This window comes from Raineya sp. (assembly GCF_053497555.1).
In genome coordinates, this window is sequence record NZ_JBRCWE010000082.1 from 15,424 (window position 1) to 30,592 (window position 15,169).

The window sequence follows — 15,169 nt, forward strand, 5'->3', positions numbered from 1 at the left end:
AGCCCTCATTCCGAGGGCTTTTTTATGCTTCTACCCAAGCACCTAATACAGAAACATCATCAATCTGCTCATTTTTACCTTTCCAAGACTCAAATTTTTCTTGTAAAAACTTTTCTTGCTCTTCAAAAGGCAACTGAATGGCTTGCAGTAGAATATCTTGAAAAGCTCTTTTACCCATTTTTTTGTTTTTTTCGCCGCCAAACTGGTCTTGATAGCCATCGGAAAAAAGGTAAATCTTGCAATTTTTCTCAAAATGAATTATCTGACTACCAAAAGATTGTAATTCATTTGCTCTTTCTCCGCCTATGCCTTGCTTATTTGGGCTGATTTCCTGAACTTTTTGGTCATCTATTACCAAAAATGCAGGACGATTAGCTCCTGCAAACTCAATTGTTTTTTCATTTTTATCAATTACGCACAAAGCTATTTCCATTCCGTCTTGTTGTTGGTTTGTTCCTTCTTGGTTCAAAGATTTGTAGAGTGTATAATCCAATTCTTGTAAAATTTGAGCCGCTTGGGTAATATTTTTAGCTACAATCGTATTTTCCAAAATAGATATTCCTAAACTGCTCATAAATGCCCCAGGAACGCCGTGCCCTGTACAATCGGCAAGTGCCAAAAAGGCTTTACCATTCCGTTCAATGAAATAGTAAAAATCGCCGCTCACAATATCACGTGGCTGATAAAACACCCAAAAACCTTTGAAAAAACTTAAAACTCTTTTTTTGTAAGGCAAAAGAGCGGTCTGTATATTTTTAGCATAACGAATACTTGCCAAAATTTCATCTTTTTGGTAGGCAAGTAGCTTATTTTGCTCATCAAGCAAATCTCTTTGGGTAAGAATTTCTTCTTTTTGTTGTTCTATTTCTTTATTTTTGAGTTGGAGCGTTTGAGCAAAGCGTTTTCTATTGAGGTAAGCCCGTCCCAAGCCAAAGGCAAGCAAAGCAGTAAGAATTGCAATAAGGGCTATTCCAATAATCAGGTAACTCTGTTTTTCAAGGGTTTGTTTTTTTAGTAAAGCATCTTTTTCAAAAAGTTCTTTTTCTTTGCGTTCTTTTTCAGCCTTGATGCGTGCTTCTTCTTTTAGTATTCGCTCTTTTTCCAAAGCATTTTCTTTGATTTTATTCTCCATTACAAGCAGATTGTTCTGCGAAGCTAATAACTCATTTTCTTGTTTTTGCTGTTTTTGAAGCATTTGAGCCTCCAACATCTGCAATTTTTTGATTTCATTTTCTTTGCGTAGCAGATTATTTTCTATCTCTTTTTGTTTGTACTCGTAAGTGTTTTGAAGTTTTGCCATATTGGCTGTTAGCTCCTCGTTTTGTATTTGGTTAAGTTCGTCTTGGTAACGCATTTCATACTCAACTATATCTCTGATACTTGCACCTCGCTGTATTTTTAGTAAAATCATATCGTAGTAGCCACCAACTTTTTCGTTTCGGGCACCTATTTTTTCAGCAATTGATAAGGCTTCTTGTATAAGTTCTTCGGCTTTATTGTAATCTTTTTGCAACATATAACACCTTGCCAAATTACGTTTGGCAATAGAGAGATTGTACTGGTCTTTCAGCTCTTCTGCAAGCAGAATGGCATTATTCAAATACTTCATAGTTATTTCTATACCTTCATCGCCTTTTGATTTTTTAAGAAAAATATTGCCCAAGTTGATATAATTGAGCATTTGCAGACGCTTGTTATTGATTTTTCCACTCAAAGCCAAACTTTCTTTCAAATACTCTTCTGCTTTCAAGAGTTCTTTTTCTTTGAAATAAATAATTCCGATGTTGTTCAGATTAGAAGCTATTTGCCTTTCATCTTTAATTTCACGACTAATTTTCAGGGCTTTCTCATAAAATTCCAATGCCCAAGAGCTATTGTTTTGAAAACGATAAATTTCACCGATATTGTTGTAGTTAGCGGCTTCAATACGTTTATTTCCGAGTTTTTTAGAGAGTTCAAGGCTTTTCAGATAGCAATCCAAAGACTTATCATAAGTTCCTAAATTTCGGTAGGTATTCCCCAAATTTAGATAACTTCGCATCAATTGGTCTTCGTTTTTTTGTTTTTGGGCAAACTCTATGGCTTTGAGATGATTTTCTTCTGAAAGTTTATAGTTCCCTTCATTCCGATAAGCCAAGCCCTCAAAATAATAACTTCTGATAAGCCCATTGGTGTATTTGATTTTCTGAGAGTGTTGAAGAGCCTGTTGAAAATACTCGTGAGCTTTCACGAAGTTTCTGTTATCGGTGTGCAAATCCCCCGCCCTGATAAGCAGAAGCACCCAGTTGGTATCTTTTTGAGTATTTTCTGAGATTTTCTTTTCAACTTCAGCCAAAGTCTGTGCTTGAAGCGAAAAGATAACATTACTCCACAAGAGTAACCAAAACCACTTCATACTTTATTTTTCGGGTTGTAGGTAAAAGGTTTTAGTGAGCAAGTCCTGAATTTCTACTTGTAGAGATTTGTAGCCCTTTTTCTGCAAATGTAAGATATTTTTTTCATTCAAAGGAACTTGTAAAGAAAAATTGCCTTCTTTATCGGTGGTGAGTTGTGTGTGTGGCGATTTTTCTAAAAATACTACCACACCTTGCAAAGGCTTACCCGTAACGGCATCTAATACTTGGGCTTGCCAAATTTCTGATGCGTTTAGCCCTGCGGCTTGCTCAGTATTAAAGGCTCGGCTTTCCTTGTCTGCCTTGAACTTTTGAGGGCGGTTTGTAGCTCTTTGTTTTTTTTCAATTTGCTCTTGTTTTACTTTTTTATCATCTTTTTCTGCAAAAGCAGACTGAATTTCCTCTACTTCTCTGGTTTCTTGCTTAGGAGTTACATTTTTTTCTGTTTCTTTTCTGCTTTCAATAATAGAGGCATCATCTTGTTTGATTTCGGGTGGAGTTTCCTGTATCTTTTGCAAAGGCTGAGCCTCTGTTCCGTCTATGTAGTTTCTTTGAGCAGAACTTGTTTCTTTGGGAGGGCGAATAGTTTGAATTTCCATTCTTTGCGTAGAGTTTTGCCTTTCTTCAATATTTTTTTGTGCTTCTGTTGTTTGAGGAGTTAGTTTGGGTTCTTGCTGATGCTGATTGACGTTGGGTTCGCTTTTCTCTAAGGCAATTGGGGTTTCTATGCTCACTTCTTGGGAAAGCCATACAATAATGCCTAAAATGCCCAGTAAAATAGCAACCGAAGCGGCAATAGCCCGCCAAGATACATTTTTACGTTGGTATTGAGGCAGTTTTTGTGTAAGTTCGGCAATATCTGCCTTGAAAGTTGCTTTATCAAGACTTTGCAAACCTTCAAAGGCTTCTTGTTCAAAAGGGTTTTCTGAAAGAAATTGCTCAAAGTTGGCTTTTTCTTGCTCATCAAAGCCTTTTTGCCAAAACTTTTCTAATTTTTGTTCAAAATCAATATGTTTTTTGCTTTTATCCATTGGTTCGCTTACAAAATATTCCACAAGAGTACAATCCAAATGTACTGAAAGCCATTTTTTTCCATAAAAATTCGTAAGTTCCTTTTGCCATTTTGTATGTAGCTTTTTACTTTACTCATTTCGTAGCCTGTCTGCTGGCAAATTTCCTGATAGCTTTTCTTTTCCAAATAAAATAGCTTGATACAAATTTTTTGCTCATCAGAAAGCATTTCCAAGCCTTTTTCTAATATTTGCAAGGCATTTTCACTTTCATCAGGGTCTTCACTCGTAAGATGCCAAAAGGCAGGTTTTTCCATATTTTCTTCTTCACTATCTAACCAAAATTCTTGTAAAAAGATTTGATTTTTCTTGCGAAGTGCCATTAAGCACTCATTCCGAGCCAGTACATAAAGCCAAGATTTGAAATTGCTAACTTCTGTTTGTGAGGCTTTTTGAGCAAGTTTTTCAAAAATTTGCATTACCATATCTTTGGCTTGCTCACGGTCTTTGAAATATTTGAGGCACAAGCCGTATAGGAGTGTCATATAGCGTTCATACAAAATGCCAAGCAAATTCATATCTTGCTTCTGACGAAATTGCGTCAAAAGTGCTTCATCGGAAAGATTTTCATATTTTTTGGTTTTAAGAAAAACCACTTCTACAAAAATTTATTGACTTTCAAATATTTGCAAAAAAAACCTCTAAAAACGAATTTGGGTTCGTGATGTCTAATATCTTGTTGCTACTCTCCAATACGTTAATGTTTGTGAGGGCGTTTTTTTATCATTCCCCCGCGTGTATCTTTGATGCTGTGCATAATGATAAAGGCTTCGGGGTCAATTTGTTCTACTTCCGATTGCAAACGAGCTACTTCCAAGCGTGTAATGACCGTGAAAATTACATCAATCGGGGCAGGTGGAGTATTTTCGGGGGTATAACCTCGTTTCCCCTGATAGATGGTTACACCTCTGCCCATTTTGTGAATGATCATCATACGAATTTCCTCGCTAAATTTAGAAATAATCGTAACACCCGTGTATTCTTCAATACCTTCCAAAACGAAATCTACGGTGCGTGAAGCGGCAAGGTAGGTAAGAATGGCATACAGAGCTGTTTCAATAGAAAGCAAGTAGGCGGCAACTGAAAAAATGATAATATTGAAAATCAAAATCACATCGCCGACGGTAAGTCCTGTTTTTTTGCTCAAATAAATTGCCAGCACCTCTGTTCCGTCCAGAACTGCCCCGCCTCGCACTGCCAAGCCAATTCCACCGCCTAAAAAAAATCCACCAAAAGCCGCTACAAGCAATTTGTCGGAAGTAATGGTAGGATAAGGGAAAAAAGCCACTGCAAGTGCCAAACCTACAATAGCAAGCACACTGCTAATGGTAAAACCTTTCCCAATCTGCTTCAAACTTAAAACTAAAAATGGAATGTTGATGAGTATGAGCAAAATAGGCAAAGAAAGCGGAGTAAATTTGGCTGTCAGCATTGAAATTCCCGTAACACCGCCATCAATAAACTGATTGGGTAGTAAGAAACCTTTTAGCCCAAACCCCGCTGAAATAATTCCCAAACCAATGAGCAGTATTTTTTTGACAAAGTTTGCAAAACGAGTTTTCATTGATTGATGAGTTTCATTCAAAATTAAGTGATAATTTTCTATTTTACTAAAAATTGCCTGATTTATGTTCAAACATTAGAAAGTTTTTGAGGCTCTTGGTGGCTTTTCGTAAAGAAAAATCTATATTTTGTAAAAAATGAATACGCATTTTTCGGTAAATTATTATTTTGGCTAAAAATTTATCAAAATGAAACTAATCTTTGCGTCTTTGTTTTTTCTTTTGGGCTTTGCAGTAGAGGCTCAAAAAATTTCTTGGCTATTTGAAAGCAAGGAAAATGATACAGGAATGTTGCAGACAGCTATCTCTTTGGAAGTAAATGGTAGAAAACATTTTATCAAGAATGGTTCAGGAGGGTTTCAGGAAATACCCAAATCCAATTACAAAGATAAAAACTACAAAATTCCGTCTAATGCACTCACCGCCTGCTATGGCTTTTGGGGAGGTTTGCAAACTACTTTGTATGTAGTGCAAAATGGCAATTTCTTGGAAGTCAAAGAAGGTTTTTTAGATTCGGAAGCCCCAAGAGTTGCTCTAACTTACAAAACTATCAAACGCATCAGTTTTGGTAAGCAGTAAAACTTTGTAGCCTTAAAAGCTATGCTTGCCTATTAAATTTTGCCCCTTTCAGGATATTTATGGATTAGTTCCAATCCAAAAGGGGCAAAGGTGTGTAAGCGTTTTGGGTGAGTTTTATTTTACATCATTACAAAAAAATCACTCTACCACAACTCCCATTTTACAGAACTTTTCAATGCGTTGTTCAATACGCTTTTCAGGTTCAATTTTTTCTAACTTTTTGATATTTTCTAAAATCACCTTTTTCAGGGTAGCGTACATTTTCTGTGGGTTTGTATGAGCCCCGCCCAAAGGCTCTTCAATGATACCATCAATGAGTTTATGCTTCAGCATATCGGAGGCAGTAAGGCTCAATGCTTCGGCGGCTTGCTCTTTGTAGTCCCAACTACGCCAAAGAATAGAACTGCAACTTTCAGGAGAAATTACCGAATACCAAGTATTTTCCAGCATAAGCACTTTATCGCCAATACCAATGCCCAATGCTCCCCCCGAAGCTCCTTCGCCAATAATTATGCAAATAACAGGAACTTTCAGCATCATCATTTCTTTCAGATTTCGGGCAATGGCTTCGCCTTGTCCTCGCTCCTCGGCTTCAATGCCCGGAAAAGCCCCAGGTGTATCAATGAACGTAACGATAGGCTTTTTGAACTTTTCGGCGAGTTTCATTAGGCGTAAGGCTTTGCGATAACCTTCGGGATTGGGCATACCAAAATTTCTGTACTGACGTTGTTTGGTATTTCTGCCTTTTTGTTGCCCTATAAACATAATAGTTTGCTCGCCAATTCTACCGAAACCGCCTATCATAGCTTTATCATCACCTACGTTTCGGTCGCCGTGTAGTTCAATAAATTCCTCGCACATATTTTCAATGTAATCCAGCGAATAAGGGCGTTCGGGGTGGCGAGAAAGTTGTACTCTTTGCCAGCGTGTTAGATTTTGGTAGGTTTCTTTTTTGAGGTTGATGAGTTGCTCTTCTACTGCCGCAATTGCCGAAGTCAAATCTACTTTACTATTTTCGGCGAGTTGCTTCATTTCCAATATTTTTGCCTCCAATTCGGCAATAGGTTGCTCAAAATCTAATAGTACCATTGATTTTTTTGAGTTTAATTGTTCCAAAATTTACGAATAGTTTCAGCCACTTGGGCAAGTTCTTCTTGTGAAGCGGCTCTTTTGTTGGCAAAATTCATATCTGCCATACTATTGATGGGAATCAGATGTACGTGTGCGTGAGGAACTTCCAAACCCACTATCGCTACCCCAATTCTTTCGCAAGGGACAGCTTTTTGAATGGCTAAAGCTACTTTTTTAGCGAAAACGTGCAAACCTGCCAGCGTTTCATCATCTAAATCAAAAATATAGTCAATTTCTTTTTTAGGAATTACCAGCGTATGTCCTTTACTAACGGGAAATATATCCAAAAATGCCAGATAATGTTCGTTTTCGGCAATTTTGTGGCAAGGAATTTCGCCTGCAACGATTTTACTAAAAATAGAAGCCATTGGTTCAGATTTTAGATAATTTTTTACAAGATATTGCTTTTGCTCAAAAAAGCCACTCAAAAATTTTCGCCAAATTAGCACTTTTGCACAAAAAAAACAAATCTTATGGCGATTGGAGCATTTGGGGGCTTCTAACAAAAAATCATCAATCTATCTTTATTTGTGTAAAAATTTTGTAATTTTGCGTGGTTTTTCACTAAAAATTTTTACTGCTGTGGATTTATTTGAACGTTTGCTGAAAGATAGAGGACCTCTCGGACAACATTCCAAAGAGGCTCACGGGTATTTTACTTTTCCCAAATTAGAGGGGGAAATAGCTCCAAGAATGAAATTCAGGGGCAAAGAAGTGCTTACTTGGAGTTTGAACAATTATCTGGGGCTTGCCAATCACCCCGAAGTACGCAAAGCTGATGCCGAGTCTGCCGCCAAATGGGGACTTGCTTATCCTATGGGAGCAAGAATGATGTCGGGTAACTCAGATTTGCACGAAGAACTTGAAAAACGTCTTGCCAAATTTGTAGGCAAAGAAGATGTAGTTTTGCTAAATTATGGCTATCAGGGCATTATGTCGGCGATTGATGCTCTAATGACTCGCCACGATGTAATTGTATATGATTCACTTTCTCACGCTTGTATCATTGATGGGGTACGCTTGCACTTGGGTAAGCGTTTTGTTTATCCTCACAACGATATGGAATCTTTGGAAAAGCAACTCCAAAGAGCTACTCGTATCATTGAGCAAACAGGTGGCTCTATTTTGGTAATTACCGAAGGCGTTTTTGGAATGGAAGGTACTACGGGTAATCTGAAAGAAATTGTTGCTCTCAAAAAGAAATACGAGTTCCGCCTTATGGTTGATGATGCTCACGGCTTTGGTACAATGGGCAAAACAGGTGCAGGTACAGGCGAGCATCAGGGCGTACAAGACGGCATTGATATTTATTTTTCTACTTTTGCTAAATCTATGGCAAGTATCGGGGCATTTTTAGCCGCTGATGCCCAAGTTTGCGATTTCCTTCGCTACAATATGCGTTCGCAAATTTTTGCTAAAACCTTGCCTATGGTACTTGTAGAAGGTGCTTTGAAACGTTTGGAACTCCTGCAAACTCGTCCCGAATTGCGTGAAAATCTTTGGAAAATTGTAAATGCTCTGCAAAGCGGTCTGAAAGAAAAGGGCTTTAATATTGGTAGAACCGTTTCCCCTGTTACTCCTGTGTTTTTCCAAGGTGGTAAAGGTGAGGCTACCAAAATGGCTATGGATTTGAGAGAAAACTACAATATTTTCTGCTCTGTGGTAGCTTATCCTGTTATTCCCAAAGATAGAATTATGCTTCGCCTGATACCTACGGCGGTGCATACTTTGGAAGATGTAGCTGAAACTATTGCCGCTTTTGAAGAAGTTGCCGTAAAGCTCAAAGATGGTGCCTATGCGGGCGATACGATTGCCGTTCCAATGGTCTAAATATTCTTTCATAGCCCTCTTGTGTCTTTGGCAAGAGGGCTAAAAAATATACCTATGACAAAACGCTTTATCGCTTTATTTCAATGGATTAGCTTTTCTCTTTGGGCTCAAGATATTTCCAAAATTGATAGCCTTCAAAATACTTTACCCAATGCCCATACCGAAAGCCAAATCCAGATTTTACTTCAACTCAATGATGAATTTTTAGGTTTTGATACCCCAAAGGCTATCCGATACGCCCAAGAAGCTCTGAAAAAAGCCCAAACCCTTGAAAACAAAATTTTAATGGCTTCCTCGCATACCCATCTTGCCAATGCTTATTTGCAAAGAAGTGAAGCCAAAGATATTCAGGAGGCGTATAAAAATTATACACAAGCTCTCAATTTGCTTGAAAAAAATAGTTCGGAGCAAGCCCAAAAAGCCAAAGCAAAAACTTTAAGTGGTTTAGCCAATGTTTATTTTCAATGGGGCGAGTATAAAGAGGCTTCTCTGCTGAATTTGGAATCCTTGAAAATTCGTGAAAAATACCAAGATGAGTACGGCAAAGCTCGTTGTTACAATACCGCAGGGATTATTTATGATGCACTCGGCGACTACAAACAAGCCGTTGTAGAATACACCAAAGCCCTAAATATTTACGAAAAACTCAAAAAAAAGCGTGAAATTGCAGGCGTTTTAGATAATTTGGCTTCTTCGCTCAAATTACAACTGCAAACCTCTGGAAATGCCACTCCTGATTTTTCTCAAATTATTGATTACTACAATCGTTCCTTGAAAATTAGCGAGGAACTGCAAGACCATTTTGCCATTTCACGCACCCTCAACAATTTGGGAATTTTGGCTCAAAGCCAAAAAGATTACGAAAAAGCACAAAAATATTATGAAAAATCTTTGGAAAGTGCTGTGCTTTGCAAAGAAAAGCAAGGATTAGCCAATACTTATGCCAATCTGGCACGCCTTTATGGCGAAAAAGAACAATGGAACGATGCCTTGCGTTTTTATGAAAAAGCCTTAGAAATTGCTGATGAAGCCCAAGCCAAGCAAGAGCTATTTCTCATTTTCAGGGAGCGTTCAAAAATCTATGCCCAAAAGGGCGATTTTCAGAGTGCTTATACCGACTTGCTTGCTTCCAATGTTTTAGAAAAACAACTCAACGATTTGGAGAATTTGCGAGTTATCAATAGCCTTACTAGCAAATATGAAAGCGAAAAATATCAGAAGGAAATAGATAAATTGCGTTACGAAGCTACTATCCGAGAGCAAGAAAACCGAATTTTTTGGGGCTTTGCAGGCTTTGTTATATTTTTAGCGGTAGTTTCGGCGTTTTTCTATTACAGGCAATCCCAACTGAAAGAGAAATTGAACCAAGCCAACCAAAGTAAGCCATCTTGATGAAAATTGTTTTTATGGGAACACCCGAATTTGCTGTTCCTTCACTTAAAATTTTGGTAGAAAATCGGTATTCTATTGTAGGAGTGATTACTGCACCTGACAAACCCGCAGGCAGGGGGAAACAATTACAGATGTCGGAAGTAAAAGCCTATGCTTTGAGCAAAAATTTACCTTTGCTCCAACCTACCAATCTCAAAAGTCCTGAATTTATTGAGGAGTTAAAAAATTTGCAAGCCGATTTGCAAGTAGTGGTGGCTTTTCGTATGCTACCCGAAGTGGTGTGGGCAATGCCTCCCTTAGGAACATTTAATTTACACGCTTCTTTGCTCCCCAAATACCGAGGTGCCGCTCCTATCAATTGGGCAATTATCAATGGAGAAACAGAAACAGGGGTTACCACTTTTTTTCTCAAACACGAAATAGATACAGGAAACATCATTTTCCAAGAAAAAGAACCCATTTACTTTGAAGATACCGCAGGAACGCTCTACGAAAGGCTTATGCATAAAGGGGCAGAACTTGTGCTTAGAACCGTTCAGGCGATTGAAAAGGGAAACTTGCAAACTTATGAGCAGAAGGGAGAGGTAAGCCACGCTCCCAAGATTTTCAAAGAAACTTGCCAAATTGATTGGAATAAATCAGCCTTACAATTGTATAATTTCGTCAGGGGGCTTGCTCCTTACCCTACTGCCTGGACTTTGCTAAAAGAAAAATATTGCAAAATTTTTCAAATCAATCCAAAAGTATTAGATTGGGAACTTAAAGCGGAAATAGGTTCTTTCAGCGTTCAAGGAAATAAACTTGCTTTTATGAGCCAAGAAGGTTGGATAGAAGTTCTGCAATTACAGCTGGAAGGCAAAAAGCGTATGAACACACAAGAATTTCTTAATGGTTTTCGGGAATGGTTAGTTTGATTGTTGCGGCTTCGGAAAATAATGTGATTGGTAAGGAAGGCAAACTCCCTTGGCGTCTGAAAGATGATATGCAGTTTTTCAAAAAACTTACTACTTCACACGTACTTATTATGGGCAGAAAAACCTTTGAATCTCTGCCCAAAGTGCTTCCCAATCGGGTGCATATCATTGTTTCGCGTGATAAAAACTATGATGTTGCTGACGAGAATTGCTATGTTATCAATATTTTAGATGAAGCCATTGATTTTGCCCGAACTTTTTTGGGCAAGCAGATTTTTATTATTGGCGGAGGCTCTATTTACGAACAAGCTATCAAAAAGAAGGCTGTCAATAAAATTTACCTCACACGCGTAAAGGCTCACGTTGAAGGCGATACCTTTTTCCCTGAAATTTCTCCCAAAGATTGGCAAGAAGTAACCCGTACCTCTTTTCCTAAAAACGAAAACAACGAATTTCCCTTTGATATTATTGAATACGAAAGAGTTGGCTAAAAAATTCTATTGCTTCGCTCAAAAAAGGTACATTTTTGAAACAAAAAAATTTTTCTTGCGTTTAGCTAATAGAAGTTTTTGGCTTAATCATTTTTTACCACAACTTCTTTTTTACAAATCAGGAACGCAAATCCTGTAAATCTTGTAAAATTCAATCTTGGAACATATTTTTTGATATGAAAATCGGTATTGTTTGCTATCCAACCTTCGGAGGCAGTGGTGTAGTAGCTACGGAACTGGGCAAGGCTTTGGCTCAAAAAGGTCATCAGATACATTTTATTACCTATTCGCAACCTGTAAGGTTAGATTTTTTCAACGAAAATATCTACTACCACGAAGTATATATCCCGAGTTACCCGCTTTTTCAGCACGCTCCCTACGAATTGGCTCTGACAAGTAAAATTGTTGATGTAGCGACCAATATTGAGTTAGACCTTCTGCACGTACATTATGCAATTCCTCACGCTTCGGCGGGTATTTTGGCAAGGCAAATATTGGCTACCAAAGGTATCAGCCTGCCTGTAATTACTACCTTACACGGCACGGATATAACATTGGTAGGGAAAGATCCTTCTTTTAAGCCTGTTGTTACGCATAGCATCAATCTTTCTGACGGCGTAACTACTGTTTCAGAAAGTTTGAAAAAAGACACCTATGCCCATTTTGAAGTTACCCAAGAAATTGAAGTAATCCCCAACTTCATAGATTTAAGCAAATTCAAAAGGCAGAAAAAAGAGCATTTCAAAAAAGCTATTTGCCCCAATGACGAGAAATTGCTTATTCATACCTCCAACTTTCGTAAAGTCAAGCGAATTGAAGATGTAATTGCTGTTTTTGCAGAAGTAAAAAAGCAAATCCCTGCCAAACTGCTTTTGGTGGGCGATGGACCCGAAAGACCTAAAATAGAGCAATTGTGTCGCGATTTGGAAATCAGTCGCTGTGTGCATTTCTTAGGGAAATTAGATGCCGTAGAAGAGGTGCTTTCGGTAGCTGATATTTTTCTGATGCCTTCGGAAACTGAAAGTTTTGGACTGGCGGCACTGGAAGCAATGGCTTGCGAAGTGCCTGTCATTTCTTCTAACGCTGGGGGCTTACCCGAACTGAATATTCAAGGGGTTACAGGCTTTCTGAGCAATGTAGGTGATGTAAAAGATATGGTAGAAAAAACACTTTTTGTTTTGAAAGATGAAAATCTACCTACTTTTCGTGCCAATGCCTTTGCTCGTGCCAAAGAATTTGAAATTTCTAAAATTGTACCTTTGTACGAAAGTTATTACGAAAAAGTTTTGGAAAGAATACACGCCGAAAGCAGTTTGCCAAAATCTATCTAACGCCTCTGGTATTACGAGGGATATTGGTTGTGTCTTTTTCCAACTCGGTTTGTTCTTGTTGCAATTTATTTTTTACTACATACACATAGCTTAGTGTATTGAAGTCGGTAGAAAGGCGTACATCAATATCGTGAAAAGTTGAAGTTTTTTGTGGGTTGATGCGTTCTACCACGCCCACCATAATTTTTTCGGGGAAAAACACATTATAGCCCGAAGTAATTACGGTATCGCCTATTGCCACTGGAATTGAAAGCGGAATATCTTTGAGCTTGGTATAACGAAAATTACGACTATCCCACTGAATATAGCTCAAATAAGGTTCGCCTTGCAAATTTTTGAGCTTTACTTTTACAGAAAAAGTGCTTTGGTTATGTAGAATAGTAGAAACCACTGCATAATGCTCTGAAACCTCTATTACTCTACCCACAATACCTTCCGAAGTGATAACACCCATATCTTTCTGAATGCCGTCGGCAGAACCTTTTTCAATGGTTATGAAATTGCGAAGTTTGTGAATGGTTTTATTGACAACTTTGGCAGGCTCAAATTGGTATTTGGAAATAATTGCTTCGTTGCGAATAGGGGTGAGGCTTTCAAAGCGACTTTGCTTCAGACGCATCAGCTCGTTATTGAGGCGGGCATTTTCTTCGCTCAAAGCCTGATTGACCTGTCGCAAATGGAAATAGCTATTTAATTCATTTGCCCAAGCGTTGAGCTTTCCTGAGAAAGCAGAAGCCGTATTCAAAAAATATGCTTTTTGATAATTGTTGAACCTGACAATCATCAAAAAGCAAATGATTTGCAAAATCAGAAACAAGAAAGTTGCCCGAAAGCGATAGATGAAATCAAAAATGGCTTGCATTGCTCAAATTTGAAGCGGCTCAAAGAGCCTTTTAGGTCATCAGTACCTTTTTATAGGCTTGTAGATTTTTTAGGGCAATGCCTGTACCTCTTACCACAGCTCGCAAGGGGTCTTCGGCAACGTGTACGGCTAACTTGGTTTTTTGAGAAAGACGCTTATCCAAACCTTTGAGCAAAGCCCCTCCGCCTGTCAAATGAATACCATTTTGGTAAATATCGGAAGAAAGCTCTGGCGGCGACATTTCCAAAGCATTTAGCACGGCATCTTCAATCTTAGAAATGGATTTATCCAAGCAGAAAGCTATTTCCTGATAGCTTACCTTGATTACTTTGGGAATACCTGTCATCAAATCTCTACCTCTTACTTCATATTCGGGTGGGGGATTGTCCAGCTCGGCAAGTGCCGAACCTACTTCCATTTTAATTTTTTCGGCAGTTCTTTCTCCCACAAGCAAATTATGCTGTCTTCGCATATAGTCGGCAATATCGCGTGTGAATACATCACCTGCTACACGTATAGATTGGTCGCAAACAATTCCCGAAAGGGCAATAACCGCAATTTCGGTAGTACCTCCACCAATATCTACAATCATTGAGCCTACGGGTTGCTCAATATCTATGCCTATACCGATAGCGGCGGCAATAGGCTCATAAATCATATAAACTTCTTTTGCCCCTGCGTGTTCGGCAGAGTCTTTTACTGCCCTTTTTTCTACCTCTGTAATACCCGAAGGGATACAAATTACCATTCGGTATGAAGGCTGAAAGAGTTTTCGGCGAGAATCTACCATTTTTATCATACCGCGAATCATCTGTTCGGCGGCGGTAAAATCGGCAATTACGCCATCTTTCAGAGGGCGAATGGTTTTAATTTCGCTATGCGTTTTTTCGTGCATTTGCATAGCCATTCTGCCAATGGCAAGCACTTTGCCTGTTTTGCGGTCTATGGCAATAATAGAAGGCTCATCTACCACAATTTTATCTTTGTAAATGATAAGTGTATTGGCAGTGCCTAAATCTATGGCTATATCTCCTGAAAAAAAATCAAAAATTCCCATTGTTACAAAAAAAGGCTTTTATTAGAATTACGAAATATTGTGGAAAAAGTTTCTTGTTTTACCCAAAATCAGGATAAGAAAACCTCAAAAGGCTTAAATTCGTGCAAAAATACAGAGTTTTTTTTGCAAAACAACATTTGTGAAAAAAAATGTTTTACTTTTTGCTCTGCTGAGCTTAACGTGTAAGATTTTTCCTCAAAAATTTGTTTGCTTCAAAAATTATACTTAAATTTCTGCTCATTCAAACAAACCCCTTACGATTATGTCTTATTACAGAATTATTGACGGCAAAAAGTATGATGACGAGCTTCTCAAAGCCGCCGAAGAAGCCGTAAAAGGTCAGGGCGATGGACGTATTTCTTTGAAAGATGCCCAAGTGCTTTTAGACAAGGTGAAAGATGGCAATTCTTACACCGACATTGAAAAAGACACAATGGCGTACATTCGCGAGAATTTCAAATGGACAGAAGAAGCTGATGAGTGGTTCCGTACTGAAATCCGTAAATGGGCGGCAACCAAAGGCAAGGATTAGGCAAGAAAAAAACCTATAAGGGGAA

Annotated in this window: 15 protein-coding genes; 7 read left to right on the forward strand and 8 right to left on the reverse strand. The window is 38.3% G+C overall.

Features of this window, described 5'->3' with window-relative positions; all coding sequences use genetic code 11:
• Positions 1-22: 22 nt before the first annotated feature.
• The 4 genes from ACWITO_RS10775 to ACWITO_RS10790 form a co-directional block, all read right to left on the reverse strand.
• Complete coding sequence (locus ACWITO_RS10775; protein ID WP_448529999.1) at positions 23-2,395, reverse strand: tetratricopeptide repeat protein; 2,373 nt, start codon at positions 2,393-2,395, stop codon at positions 23-25.
• 3 nt (positions 2,396-2,398) lie between these two features.
• Positions 2,399-3,424 carry a carboxypeptidase-like regulatory domain-containing protein gene (locus tag ACWITO_RS10780; protein WP_448530000.1) on the reverse strand — a complete coding sequence of 342 codons (1,026 nt, stop codon included), beginning with the start codon at positions 3,422-3,424 and terminating at the stop codon, positions 2,399-2,401.
• An 8-nt stretch (positions 3,425-3,432) separates the two neighbouring features.
• The gene (locus ACWITO_RS10785) at positions 3,433-4,059 is read right to left on the reverse strand and encodes an RNA polymerase sigma factor (RefSeq protein ID WP_448530001.1); all 627 of its coding nucleotides are present in this window, start codon (positions 4,057-4,059) and stop codon (positions 3,433-3,435) included.
• 101 nt (positions 4,060-4,160) lie between these two features.
• On the reverse strand, positions 4,161-5,027 hold the full coding sequence (locus ACWITO_RS10790; RefSeq protein WP_448530002.1) for a YitT family protein: 867 nt from the start codon (positions 5,025-5,027) through the stop codon (positions 4,161-4,163).
• A 187-nt stretch (positions 5,028-5,214) separates the two neighbouring features.
• Between ACWITO_RS10790 and ACWITO_RS10795 the strand changes: the two genes are divergently transcribed.
• Entirely contained in the window at positions 5,215-5,604 is a 390-nt protein-coding gene (locus ACWITO_RS10795; RefSeq protein WP_448530003.1) for a hypothetical protein, read from the forward strand.
• 138 nt (positions 5,605-5,742) lie between these two features.
• Here ACWITO_RS10795 and ACWITO_RS10800 read toward each other — a convergent pair whose 3' ends face one another.
• Entirely contained in the window at positions 5,743-6,693 is a 951-nt protein-coding gene (locus tag ACWITO_RS10800; protein ID WP_448530004.1) for an acetyl-CoA carboxylase carboxyltransferase subunit alpha, read from the reverse strand.
• Between the two features lie 14 nt (positions 6,694-6,707).
• Positions 6,708-7,103 (reverse strand): HIT family protein, encoded by a 396-nt coding sequence (locus tag ACWITO_RS10805; RefSeq protein WP_448530005.1) that lies wholly within the window; start codon positions 7,101-7,103, stop codon positions 6,708-6,710.
• Between the two features lie 214 nt (positions 7,104-7,317).
• Here ACWITO_RS10805 and ACWITO_RS10810 point away from each other — a divergent pair, with 214 nt between their 5' ends.
• The 5 genes from ACWITO_RS10810 to bshA all read left to right on the forward strand — a co-directional run bounded on the left by ACWITO_RS10810 (position 7,318) and on the right by bshA (position 12,693).
• Positions 7,318-8,565 (forward strand): aminotransferase class I/II-fold pyridoxal phosphate-dependent enzyme, encoded by a 1,248-nt coding sequence (locus tag ACWITO_RS10810; protein ID WP_448530025.1) that lies wholly within the window; start codon positions 7,318-7,320, stop codon positions 8,563-8,565.
• Positions 8,566-8,619: 54 nt separating this feature from the next.
• Positions 8,620-9,957: a tetratricopeptide repeat protein gene (locus tag ACWITO_RS10815; RefSeq protein WP_448530006.1), complete on the forward strand. Its 1,338-nt coding sequence runs from the start codon at positions 8,620-8,622 to the stop codon at positions 9,955-9,957.
• Positions 9,957-10,871 (forward strand): methionyl-tRNA formyltransferase, encoded by a 915-nt coding sequence (fmt, locus tag ACWITO_RS10820; RefSeq protein ID WP_448530007.1) that lies wholly within the window; start codon positions 9,957-9,959, stop codon positions 10,869-10,871. Before ACWITO_RS10815 ends, fmt begins: the two co-directional genes overlap by 1 nt.
• Entirely contained in the window at positions 10,859-11,362 is a 504-nt protein-coding gene (locus ACWITO_RS10825) for a dihydrofolate reductase (RefSeq protein ID WP_448530008.1), read from the forward strand. The genes fmt and ACWITO_RS10825 overlap by 13 nt, the downstream gene beginning before the upstream one ends.
• A gap of 176 nt (positions 11,363-11,538) precedes the next feature.
• Positions 11,539-12,693: an N-acetyl-alpha-D-glucosaminyl L-malate synthase BshA gene (gene bshA / locus ACWITO_RS10830; protein WP_448530009.1), complete on the forward strand. Its 1,155-nt coding sequence runs from the start codon at positions 11,539-11,541 to the stop codon at positions 12,691-12,693.
• Here the strand turns inward: bshA and mreC are convergent.
• Together mreC and ACWITO_RS10840 are read right to left on the reverse strand one after the other, a co-directional pair.
• The gene (gene mreC, locus ACWITO_RS10835; RefSeq protein ID WP_448530010.1) at positions 12,686-13,555 is read right to left on the reverse strand and encodes a rod shape-determining protein MreC; all 870 of its coding nucleotides are present in this window, start codon (positions 13,553-13,555) and stop codon (positions 12,686-12,688) included. The two genes, bshA and mreC, sit on opposite strands and share 8 nt — an antisense overlap.
• A 31-nt stretch (positions 13,556-13,586) precedes the next feature.
• Positions 13,587-14,612, reverse strand: a complete 1,026-nt coding sequence (locus ACWITO_RS10840; RefSeq protein ID WP_448530011.1) for a rod shape-determining protein — start codon at positions 14,610-14,612, stop codon at positions 13,587-13,589.
• A 262-nt stretch (positions 14,613-14,874) separates the two neighbouring features.
• Between ACWITO_RS10840 and ACWITO_RS10845 the strand changes: the two genes are divergently transcribed.
• Positions 14,875-15,144: a hypothetical protein gene (locus ACWITO_RS10845; protein WP_448530012.1), complete on the forward strand. Its 270-nt coding sequence runs from the start codon at positions 14,875-14,877 to the stop codon at positions 15,142-15,144.
• Positions 15,145-15,169 lie beyond the last annotated feature (25 nt).

Coding starts and splice junctions, on each gene's coding strand:
- ACWITO_RS10775 (WP_448529999.1), bottom strand. CDS start 2,395: ATGAAGTGGTTTTGGTTACTCTTGTGGAGTAATGTTATCTTTTCGCTT.
- ACWITO_RS10780 (WP_448530000.1), bottom strand. CDS start 3,424: ATGGATAAAAGCAAAAAACATATTGATTTTGAACAAAAATTAGAAAAG.
- ACWITO_RS10790 (WP_448530002.1), bottom strand. CDS start 5,027: ATGAAAACTCGTTTTGCAAACTTTGTCAAAAAAATACTGCTCATTGGT.
- ACWITO_RS10795 (WP_448530003.1), top strand. CDS start 5,215: ATGAAACTAATCTTTGCGTCTTTGTTTTTTCTTTTGGGCTTTGCAGTA.
- ACWITO_RS10800 (WP_448530004.1), bottom strand. CDS start 6,693: ATGGTACTATTAGATTTTGAGCAACCTATTGCCGAATTGGAGGCAAAA.
- ACWITO_RS10805 (WP_448530005.1), bottom strand. CDS start 7,103: ATGGCTTCTATTTTTAGTAAAATCGTTGCAGGCGAAATTCCTTGCCAC.
- ACWITO_RS10815 (WP_448530006.1), top strand. CDS start 8,620: ATGACAAAACGCTTTATCGCTTTATTTCAATGGATTAGCTTTTCTCTT.
- fmt (WP_448530007.1), top strand. CDS start 9,957: ATGAAAATTGTTTTTATGGGAACACCCGAATTTGCTGTTCCTTCACTT.
- ACWITO_RS10825 (WP_448530008.1), top strand. CDS start 10,859: ATGGTTAGTTTGATTGTTGCGGCTTCGGAAAATAATGTGATTGGTAAG.
- bshA (WP_448530009.1), top strand. CDS start 11,539: ATGAAAATCGGTATTGTTTGCTATCCAACCTTCGGAGGCAGTGGTGTA.
- mreC (WP_448530010.1), bottom strand. CDS start 13,555: ATGCAAGCCATTTTTGATTTCATCTATCGCTTTCGGGCAACTTTCTTG.
- ACWITO_RS10840 (WP_448530011.1), bottom strand. CDS start 14,612: ATGGGAATTTTTGATTTTTTTTCAGGAGATATAGCCATAGATTTAGGC.
- ACWITO_RS10845 (WP_448530012.1), top strand. CDS start 14,875: ATGTCTTATTACAGAATTATTGACGGCAAAAAGTATGATGACGAGCTT.